General features: G+C 70.0%; 7 protein-coding genes. 2 read left to right on the plus strand and 5 right to left on the minus strand.

Going from position 1 to position 9,960, the window contains the following annotated elements; all coding sequences use genetic code 11:
- The first annotated feature begins 141 nt into the window (after positions 1-141).
- Entirely contained in the window at positions 142-1,296 is a 1,155-nt protein-coding gene (locus ACFWPJ_RS15540; RefSeq protein WP_378851710.1) for a GuaB3 family IMP dehydrogenase-related protein, read from the plus strand.
- Here ACFWPJ_RS15540 and ACFWPJ_RS15545 read toward each other — a convergent pair.
- Positions 1,293-2,093: an alpha/beta fold hydrolase gene (locus ACFWPJ_RS15545; RefSeq protein WP_378851712.1), complete on the minus strand. Its 801-nt coding sequence runs from the start codon at positions 2,091-2,093 to the stop codon at positions 1,293-1,295. The genes ACFWPJ_RS15540 and ACFWPJ_RS15545 overlap by 4 nt on opposite strands.
- Before the next feature lie 104 nt (positions 2,094-2,197).
- On the opposite strand from ACFWPJ_RS15545, the gene guaA reads away from it, so the two are divergent.
- Positions 2,198-3,778, plus strand: a complete 1,581-nt coding sequence (gene guaA, locus ACFWPJ_RS15550; protein WP_189030721.1) for a glutamine-hydrolyzing GMP synthase — start codon at positions 2,198-2,200, stop codon at positions 3,776-3,778.
- Between the two features lie 4 nt (positions 3,779-3,782).
- Here guaA and ACFWPJ_RS15555 read toward each other — a convergent pair whose 3' ends face one another.
- The 4 genes from ACFWPJ_RS15555 to ACFWPJ_RS15570 form a co-directional block, all read right to left on the minus strand.
- Positions 3,783-3,917 carry a hypothetical protein gene (locus ACFWPJ_RS15555; RefSeq protein ID WP_378851716.1) on the minus strand — a complete coding sequence of 45 codons (135 nt, stop codon included), beginning with the start codon at positions 3,915-3,917 and terminating at the stop codon, positions 3,783-3,785.
- A gap of 69 nt (positions 3,918-3,986) precedes the next feature.
- Entirely contained in the window at positions 3,987-4,199 is a 213-nt protein-coding gene (locus ACFWPJ_RS15560; RefSeq protein WP_378851719.1) for a hypothetical protein, read from the minus strand.
- Positions 4,192-5,919, minus strand: a complete 1,728-nt coding sequence (locus tag ACFWPJ_RS15565; RefSeq protein ID WP_378851722.1) for a PspC domain-containing protein — start codon at positions 5,917-5,919, stop codon at positions 4,192-4,194. The genes ACFWPJ_RS15560 and ACFWPJ_RS15565 overlap by 8 nt, the downstream gene beginning before the upstream one ends.
- A gap of 72 nt (positions 5,920-5,991) precedes the next feature.
- Positions 5,992-9,840, minus strand: a complete 3,849-nt coding sequence (locus ACFWPJ_RS15570; protein WP_378851725.1) for a hypothetical protein — start codon at positions 9,838-9,840, stop codon at positions 5,992-5,994.
- Between the last annotated feature and the right edge of the window lie 120 nt (positions 9,841-9,960).

The raw sequence follows: 9,960 nt of genomic DNA on the forward strand, positions 1-9,960 counted from the left end.
TCGCTCTCTTCGACTCCTCGCCTCCCCCCCCCACCCCCACACCCACACCACACACCCACCCCACCCCACCCCCCACACCCCCTCCCCCAGGAGGGGCCGCGAACTCGAGCGCGCCAGCGCTCCAACAACACAGGAGCAACTGTGCGTGACATGGTGGAAATCGGCATGGGCCGCGTCGCTCGTCGGACGTACGAACTGGATGACGTCGACATCGTCCCCTCGCGGCGTACGCGTTCGTCCAAGCAGGTCTCGGTGGCCTGGCAGCTCGACGCCTACCGCTTCGAGGTCCCGGTGCTCTCGCACCCCACCGACGCGCTGGTCTCGCCCGAGTTCGCGATCGAGCTGGGTCGCCTCGGCGGCCTCGGTGTGATCAACGGTGAGGGCCTGTGGGCCCGGCACGCCGACGTGCAGGACAAGATCGATCAGCTGATCGATCTCGTCGACAAGGGGGGTTACGAACGCGCGATCTCCCTGCTCCAGGAATTACACGCCGCGCCCATGCAGCCCGATCTGCTGGCGGCCGCTGTCGCGCAGGTGCGCGCGGCCGGCGTGACCACCGCCGTGCGGGTGAGCCCGCAGAACGCGCGCGCCCTCACCCCGGCGCTGGTGCAGGCCGGTGTCGACCTGCTGGTCGTGCAGGGCACCATCATCTCCGCCGAGCACGTCGGTGACGGTGAGCCGCTGAACCTGAAGACCTTCATCGCCGAGCTGGATGTGCCGGTCGTCGCCGGTGGCGTGAGCGATCACCGCACCGCGCTGCACCTGATGCGCACCGGCGCCGCGGGCGTCATCGTCGGCTACGGCTCCTACCCGGGCGCCACCACCACCGGCGAGGTGCTCGGCATCGGCGTTCCGATGGCGACCGCGATCGCCGACGCCGCCGCGGCGCGACGCGACTATCTGGACGAGACCGGCGGCCGCTACGTGCATGTCATCGCCGACGGCGATGTGGCCACCTCCGGCCAGCTGGCCAAGGCCATCGCCTGTGGCGCCGACGCCGTGATGCTCGGTGTGCCGCTGTCGGTGGCGGCCGAGGCGCCCGGTCGCGGCTGGTACTGGCCCTCGGCGACCGCGCACCCCTCGGTGCCGCGTGGCTCGTTCCTGCCGGTCGACGAGTCCTGGCTGGACGGCGCCGACGGCGCCGTGACGCGACCGAGCCTCGAGCGCGTGCTCTACGGCCCCTCCGACGACCCGTTCGGTTCGCTGAACCTGGTCGGCGGCCTGCGCCGCTCCATGGCCAAGGCCGGCTACTCCGACCTCAAGGAATTCCAGAAGGTCGGGCTCAGCGTCCGCTAACGCACGTGGGTCGGTGAGACCCGTTCCCGCAGGAACCGCGCGATCGCCGCGTTGACCGGTTCCGGGTGGGTCATCGTGACGGCCAGGCGGGCGCCATCGATCTCCAGGAACGTGGAGGCGGTGAGCCCGTCGGCCAGCGTGCGGGCGCGATCGCCGGCGATGCCGCTGTGGGTGGCGTGGATGATCAGCGCGGGGCAGGTGATCTCGCGCAGCCGGTCCAGCACCGAGTCGCGGCCGAGCAGGCAGCCGACGGCGGCGTCGAGGCCGTTGTGCGCGTCGCCGACCCAGCGCTTGGTCCAGATGCCGCGGTACCAGTCGTCGTCGCCGATCAGCCAGTCGGCCAGGCGGCCCGCGGCTTCTTCCCGCGAACCCTTGTCGTGCCATTCGTCGAGGAAGCGCTGGGTCGCGGTGGACTGTTCCCTGGTCGGCCCGTGCGCCTCGGTGCTGATCAGGATGAGCGCGGCGACGCGTTCCGGCGCGACCAGCGCGGTCCGCAATGCCGTGAAGCCCCCTTGCGCGGTGCCGCCGACGATGGCGCGTTCGGCGCCGATGTGGTCCAGGACGGTCAGCGCGTCGCGCGCGGCGGTCCAGTAGGTGAAGGGCAGCCGCTGATCCTTGGTGCGGCCGTGCCCGCGCGCGTCCCAGGCCACGATGCGGAATTCGGGTGCGAGAGCGGCCTGCTGGGAGGCGAACATGGTGCGGTCCATGAAGAATTCGTGGGCGAGCAACACCACCGGCCCCGTGCCACCGCTGTCCTCGTAGTAGATGTCGGCATCGATCGCGCGGGCGAATGGCACGTGCACGAGGATAGCCAGGTCGACCGGGTATTGGGCAATGTTCTCCCAACGCGCAGGCGCGGACCGATGCCCGCTGCTTGCTCGTCGTGCGCCGTCACTAAACTGTGGCCGTGGCAGAAACTCAGAGACCGGTCCTCGTCGTCGACTTCGGCGCACAGTACGCCCAGCTGATCGCCCGCCGGGTGCGCGAGGCGCGGGTGTTCTCCGAGGTGATTCCACACACCATGACGGTGGAGGAGATCGCCGACAAGCAGCCACTGGCGGTGATTCTGTCCGGCGGCCCGTCCAGCGTGTACGCCGAGGGCGCACCGCAGCTCGACGCGCGGCTGTTCGACCTGGACGTGCCGGTGTTCGGCATCTGCTACGGCTTCCAGGCGATGGCGCAGGCGCTCGGCGGCACGGTGTCGCACACCGGCACCCGCGAGTACGGCCGCACCGAGCTGAACATCGACGGCGGTGTGCTGCACGGCGGCCTGCCGACGGTGCAGCCGGTGTGGATGAGCCACGGTGACGCCGTGACCGACGCCCCGGAGGGCTTCGAGGTCACCGGCACCACCGCGGGCGCTCCCGTCGCCGCGTTCGAGGATCGCGCGCGCCGCCTGGCCGGCGTCCAGTACCACCCCGAGGTGCTGCACTCCCCGCACGGCCAGCAGGTGCTGAGCCGCTTCCTGCACGAGCTGGCCGGCATCCCCGCGGCGTGGACCCCGGCCAATATCGCCGACGCGCTGATCGAGGACGTGCGCGCGCAGATCGGTGACGGCCACGCGATCTGCGGCCTGTCCGGTGGCGTCGACTCCGCCGTCGCCGCCGCCCTGGTGCAGCGCGCGATCGGTGACCGGCTCACCTGTGTGTTCGTCGACCACGGTCTGCTGCGGGCCGGCGAGCGCGAGCAGGTGCAGCAGGACTTCGTCGCCGCGACCGGCGCCAAGCTGGTGACCGTCGACGCGGTCGACAAGTTCCTCGGCGAGCTGAAGGGCGTCTCCGACCCGGAGGAGAAGCGCAAGATCATCGGCCGCGAGTTCATCCGCTCCTTCGAGGACGCGGTCGCGGGCATCGTGCTCGAGGAGGGCGCTGCCGCCGGCGCTGCCCCGAAGGTCGAGTTCCTGGTGCAGGGCACCCTGTACCCGGACGTCGTCGAATCCGGCGGCGGCACCGGCACCGCCAACATCAAGAGCCACCACAATGTCGGCGGCCTGCCCGACGACCTCGAGTTCGACCTGGTCGAGCCGCTACGCCTGCTGTTCAAGGACGAGGTCCGCGCGGTCGGTCGCGAGCTGGGCCTGCCCGAGGAAATCGTTGCCCGCCAGCCCTTCCCCGGCCCCGGCCTGGCCATCCGCATCGTCGGCGAGGTGACCGCCGACCGGCTCGACCTGCTCCGCCAGGCCGACGCCATCGCCCGCGAAGAGCTCACCGCAGCGGGCCTGGACAAGCAGATCTGGCAGTGCCCGGTCGTGCTGCTGGCCGACGTGCGCTCGGTCGGCGTGCAGGGCGACGGCCGCACCTACGGTCACCCGATCGTGCTGCGCCCGGTGTCGAGCGAGGACGCGATGACCGCGGACTGGACTCGGCTGCCCTACGACGTGCTGGAGCGCATCTCCACCCGGATCACCAACGAGGTGAAGGACGTCAACCGGGTCGTGCTCGATGTGACGAGCAAGCCGCCGGGCACCATCGAATGGGAATGACGCGCTAGGTTGGCCGTCGCGGCGCCGCCTGGGTGAGCAGGAGTCTGCCCAGGAGGAAGCCGCCGCCGGTCGGCCGGTGCGTGGCCGGTGGCAGTGCTTTCGCCAAGGGCGTGGGTTTCCGGTCGGTGCGTTCGTCCATTGCCGTTGTCCTCCGACAACAATGGCCCGTCACGGTGACGGGCCATTGTCGTGTCTAGGTTGTCTTTCGTCAGCGTCGTTTGCGACGCGGGGAGAAGGTCAGCAGCAGGCCGATGACGATCGCCGTGATCACCACGCCCCAGCCGATCGGCAGGATGCCGCCGTTCTCGGGAGTAGGTGCGCCGAGCAGGGCCCACACGCTGAGGGCGAGTGCGATCAGGCCGGTGCAGAGCAAGGAGAACGCCGGTCGACGGTGCGTGCCGACGCTGGTCTGATCAGCCACGGGTCACCTCCAGGTCGCCCATTTTCATGTCGATGCGCAGGTCGAGGACCGGTGCGCCGGGGGTATTCGGTCCGGTGAGGCCTTCGTCGCACCTGGCCTCGCCCGCGCGGACATCGCAGGTGGTGTTCACGGTCATCCCTTCGGGCAGCAGCACCCTGGCCTCACCCATATTCACCGACACCTCGACGGTGCGGGACTCGGTGAGCGTCATCCCGCGCAGGTCCAGCGTGCCCGAACCCATGTTCATCGCGTACCGCGGTTGCAGTTCGGCGGTCGTGGTCGGCGCCCACGTGCGCTCGCCCATGGTGGCTTCGTCGAAGTGGATCGGGCCGATCAGCGAGGCCAGCAGCACGAAACCGGCCAGCGGTGCGGTGAGCACCAGCAGTCCGTATCCGCGCCGGAGGAAGGCGCCCGCGATGAGTCCGAGGCCGACGACAGCCAAGGCGAACGCCGCGATCCGCGCGGGGGTCATCCATTCCACACCCGAGGCCGCCGCCGCACCGGCCACTGCCGCCGCCAGGATCGCCAGGCCGATGGTGATCGGGGTGAGCCGCGAGCGTGGGCGTTTCGGTGGCGGTGGTGCGGGCACGACGTAGCGGGGCGCCATCTCGGGGAGTTCCCAGGCGAGCGGTGCGATGCCGAGCGGGTCTACACCGCTGGGCACCTGCGCGCCGATGCGGGGGAATCCTGGTGCGGGAGAACCCGGTACGGGCTGGGGGAGGTCTTTGCGCAGGACGGCGGTGCCGGCTTCGGGCTCGGCGGGCGGGGTCGGCTCGTCCCCGGTCGGTTCCGCTGCGGTGACCATGTCGGACGACTCGGCGTCGCGCTTGCCGAGGTCGATGGTCGAGCCGGATTCGCTCGAATCATCCACCGGGCGGCCGAGATCGGTCGAGGTGTCGCTCGTCACGACCGAGTCCGTCGCGGCGGTGGCTGCGTCCGCCGATGTGGCGGAAGACGGTTCGGGCGGGGCAGATGCGGGCTCCTCGGTGACCGGGGCACCCGTCGAAGCGGCGGCGGCGTCCTTGTGCAGGACGACCGTCTCGGCCGCGTCGACCCGGAGCAGCGGGGTGGATTCCGCTGCGTCCGTGCGGTTTTCCTCGCGCGGGAACACCGCCGTCGCCGGATCGGGGACGTAGGCGTCGGGCAGCTTGGTGTAGGGCGTGTACATCCCGGTCGGCGGCACGTCGGGGATGTACGGGTAGCCGCGGACCGGCACACCGGTCGGGTAGCCGGCGGCCGGGGGATAGCTCCCCGTGCCCAGTGACCCGGCGCGGACGGTGTCGAACCCGGTCGGCAGTTCGGGATGCCGGATGTAGAGCATCCACCAGCCCGCGAGCATCAGGCCCATACTGACCACCCCGCCCCCGCTGAGCCCCAGCCCTATCGGACCCATGGTCGACACCGCGATCGCCAGCGCCACGATCAGCACGATCGTCTTGGTCTGCGAGTGCGTGCCGCGCGCGTGTTCGGTCAGCGCCTCGGCCGCCGACGCCTCATTCCCCGCGGAACTCAGGATCAGCCACGCCAGCAGGTACAGCACGATGCCCGCGCCACCGAAAATGGTCGACACGACGAACGCCACCCGCAGCAGCACCGGATCGACGCCGTACCGCAGCCCGAACCCCGCGGCGACACCGGCGATCGGCCCCTGCCGGGGCAGCCGGACGGGCCGCGTGTGCCACATCTGCTGGATTTGGTCACCGAAGCTCGCTCTGCTCATGCCATCCATGGTGTGCCGGACCAGCCCTTTCGCACATCGGGGTGAACCCTGAGGTTTGCCCGGGTTCCCCGGTCAGGCGCAGGGTGGGCGGTAGGAGACGTGGGGCACCTGGCGTCGCCAGACGGGTTCGGTGAGCGCGTCGGCGGTGGCCGCGCAGATCCGTTCGGCGACCAGTTCGGGGTCCAGATCCCAGACGCCGAGCTGGCCGTTGTCGGTGACGATCATGAGCTGTTCGCCGGCGGGATGCAGGACCACGTGGCGGTTGAGCCCGTCGGCAGGCCCCAACGGCCCGGCGCCCTTGCGGGGCGCGCGTGGGTCGTCGAGATACCACAGCGCGGTCGTTCCGTCGTCGCTTGAAATAGCGAGACTGTGGGAGTCCACCGAGGCGGACAGCGCGACGATCGGTGCCATTTCGGTGCGGAGTGTGTCGGCGATCGGTCCGATCGTCTCGGGACCTTCGACGTCCAACAGCCGGAAGTTGTCGAATTCCGTCACGATCATCGTCCGATTGTCAGGTAGGAAAAGCGATGGCTGGAAGGCGACCCAGGCGTTGTTACCGATCTCGCCGATCACACTCGGGTTGTCGGGGTCGCTGATGTTCCAGATCTCGCGCAAGTACGGCCGTCGGCTGTCGTTCGGATCGAAGGACACGGTCTCCAGCTTGTCGCCGTCGGCGCGGGATCGGCCCAAGAAGATCTCTCCGAACGTCGTGGTGATCGGTGATCCCAGGCGAACCGGCGTTGTCCGGTCGGTGATGTCCCACATCTGGATCGAGGAACCGTCGACCACCAGCATCCGATTGCCCTCGACTCTCGACTCCATAGTGCCGGTGGCGGGCCACGGGGACAGGGCGCGCGGGTTGCCGGGATCGTCGAGGTCGAAGACGAGCCGCTGTGCGCCGTAGCGGTCGTGGATCGACAGCGTGCGTCCGTCGGGGCTCAGCGCGGGTTGAGAACGACCGGGCGAACCGGGGATCGTCGCTCGCCGGACCGGGTTGCGGGGTTCGGTGGTGTCCCAGACCGTCACGGCCCCATTGCTGGACAGCACTGCCATCCGGTTGCCCGCGCGGTCGAAAACGGGCATGTACGAGGAGTGCTGGGGTGTCTCGACCAGCGATCGCGGGATCGACCAGATGCGCAACGTTCCATCGTTGCCCGCTCCGGCCAGTATCGGCCTGCCTGGAAGGAAAATCAGCGATCGCGGCCCGCTCTCGCAGGACGAGGCCATGGATTGCGAGCAGTGGCCCGGGCTCACCGACAGCGCGGGTGCGGCTTGCTCCGGCTGAACGCGATCGGTGATGTTCCACAGTCTGCCCGCGTCTCCGGCGCTCGTGGCGAGCACGGAGCTGTTCGGGGCGAAGGCGATCGAATGCATAACGCCGTCGTCGACCCGAAACGGGGACCCGTACCTGCGGGGATTGCCAGGATCGGTGACCTGCCACAGCTCCACTCGGCTCGATAGCGGGCCGGCGGGGTCGGGCGATCCGAAGGTGCCGATCGCCAAGAGCGCGCTGTCCGAGCTGAACTCGAAGTCACGGAGATGGTCGGTGTCGGGGATTGTCCCGACGAGACGCGCGGCTGCCGGGTCGCGGACGTCCCACAGCTGCACGACATCGGCAGCCCCCGGGTCGTACGCGGATCGGCCCACTGCGAGCAGAGTGCCGTCGGGACTGAATTCGACGGCGGATCCCACGTGCTCGGATCCGTCGCGGGGCAAATCTATGCTCCTCGACCGCACGGGGCCGGACGGGTCGCCGAGAGACCAGAACGTCACCGACGACGCGTCCGATTCGGCGAGCTGGGTCCCGTTCGGACTGACCGCGATCGACTGCCGTCGGCTGGTGGTGAGCGTGTGCAGCAGCCGCGGTGACTCCGGATGCGCGAAGTCCCAGAACTGAACGCCCGCTGACCCATTGGTGACCGCGTTCGAACCACCGGCGACAAACGCCAAGCTTTCGACAGGTGCGTCGAAATCGGTCTCGATTCGCACCGGCCGCCGCGGGACGGTGGTGTCCCAGAACATGACCTTGTGGTCGAGATCGATGGAGACGAGCAGCCCGTCCGACGGCCGGGCGACCAGCGATTCGACCGGTTGCTCATGGGCGGGCACGGTGACCGCGAGCGGCAACTCCTGGGTGTTCAACAGCTGAGTCCGGGTCGAGAGGTCGGGGCGCATCCGATACGCGGCCAGCGACAGCTGCGCCGACAGCGACGGATCGGTGGTTCGGGTCCGCTGCGCCGCGGCGACCAGTTCCGCGTAGTCGCGGTCCGCTGTGCGCTGGTCGGCCAGCTTGCCGCGGTCCCAGGCGACCACACCGGTGGCCAGTAGCGCGATCACGACGGCGGCGGCGCCGGCCCGCCAGCGTCGTCCCAGCCGTGCCGACCGTCCCGAGGCGTCGAGAAAGGCGCGGGCGCGTGGGCTGGTCGCGGTGCCGCGGGTGTGTTCGCACGCACTGTCGAGGCGCGTACCGCGATAGAGCAGCGCGGGATCGCTTGCGGCGGTTTCCCATTCGGTGGCGTCGCTCTCCAGCCGCTGGCGCACCAGGTGCCCGACCCGATCGGTCTCGATCCATCCGCGCAACCGGGGCCAGGCGATCAGCACGATCTCGTGGGAGAACTGGACCGAGCCCGCGTCGAGCGCGATCAGGCGAGTGGCGGCGAGCACTTCCAGCGCCTCCGCGGCGGCGTCGGGATCGATGCTGCGAGCGAGCAATTCGGCGCGGTCGACGATGCGCCGGGTGTCGCGTGCGTCCTGTCCGACGGTGACCAGCGATCCCAGCATCTCCTGGGCGGTGGCCTGCTGGGCTGGGGAGAGCTCGCTCCAGGCCAGTTCGGCGGTCTCGGCGACCGAGCCCGCAACCCCGCCCGCCTTGCGATAACCGGCGACGGTGAGTTTGCGGCCTTCCCGCTGCTGCCAGGTCGCGGCCATCACGTGCGACAGCAACGGCAGCGTGCCGGGATCGTAGGCGTCGGCGTCGGTGTGTCCGCCGAGCCCGCGCAGTTCGGTCAGCACCAGTTCTTCCAGGCCCTGTTCGAGGGTGAGTCCGGCGGCCGCCGACGGTCCGGTGATCGCGTGCGACAACTCGTCGGGCGACATCGGGCCGAGCAGATAGTTGTTGTGCCGCAGGCTGTCCCGCAGGACCGGGTGGTGCAGGCAGCGTTCGTAGAAGTCGGCGCGTAGGGCCAGGACGACGGTGAGCGGATCGTGTGGGCGGGCGGTCAGGTCGGCGAGTGTGGTGAGGAACGTCGAGCGTTCGGTCTCGTCGGGGCAGAGGGTGAACAGTTCCTCGAACTGGTCGACGATCAGGACCCGGAGGTCGTCGGTGAGTGCGGCGGTGAGGGCGGTGGCCGGCGTCGCGCCCGGGGTCATGGTGGCGGTAGGCAGGTCGAGGGCGGGGCGCAGGCCCGCGGCCAGCAGCGAGGACTTGCCCGCGCCCGACGCGCCGATCAGCACCACGATGCCGGTGGTGGCGCGGACCAGGTCGACGAACTCGGTGGTCGCCTGTTCCCGGCCGAAGAACAGGGAGCGTTCCTCGGCGCGGAAGGCGCGCAGGCCGGGGTAGGGGCAGGTGTCGCCCTCGCTCACCGTCGCGGTCCAGGTCACCGATTCCTGCCACAGGCGGCGCCATTCGTGCGGATCGGCGAGTCTGCGGGGGAGTTCACGCTGTGCCTTCTCGGTCAGGTCGACCAGGGTCAGCACCACCGGCAGCAGCGATTCGAAGCGGGCGGGCACATTGCGACCGGCCTTCCAGTCGCTGATCCGCTGGGGTGACGGCGTGCCCGACTGGGTATTTCGCATGCGCCGCTCGGTAGCCGTGGCGACCCTGCGCAGGGTCGGATTGCCCGCCGCCGCATACAGTTCGGCGAATCGCTGGGCGAACATCGCACGCGGCGAAGAGCTTTCCGGCTCGGTGATGGTCAAGGAACCCCCCGTTCGGTGAAAACGACCGAGGGGAATGATATTTGGTCGAGAGGGGGGCCGGGCGGGGGCGGGGGGGGGGTGGGGGGCGGGGCGGCGCCCCCCCCCCCCCGGGGGGGGGGG

It is taken from the genome of Nocardia sp. NPDC058497 (assembly GCF_042720195.1).
Lineage (GTDB): Bacteria > Actinomycetota > Actinomycetes > Mycobacteriales > Mycobacteriaceae > Nocardia.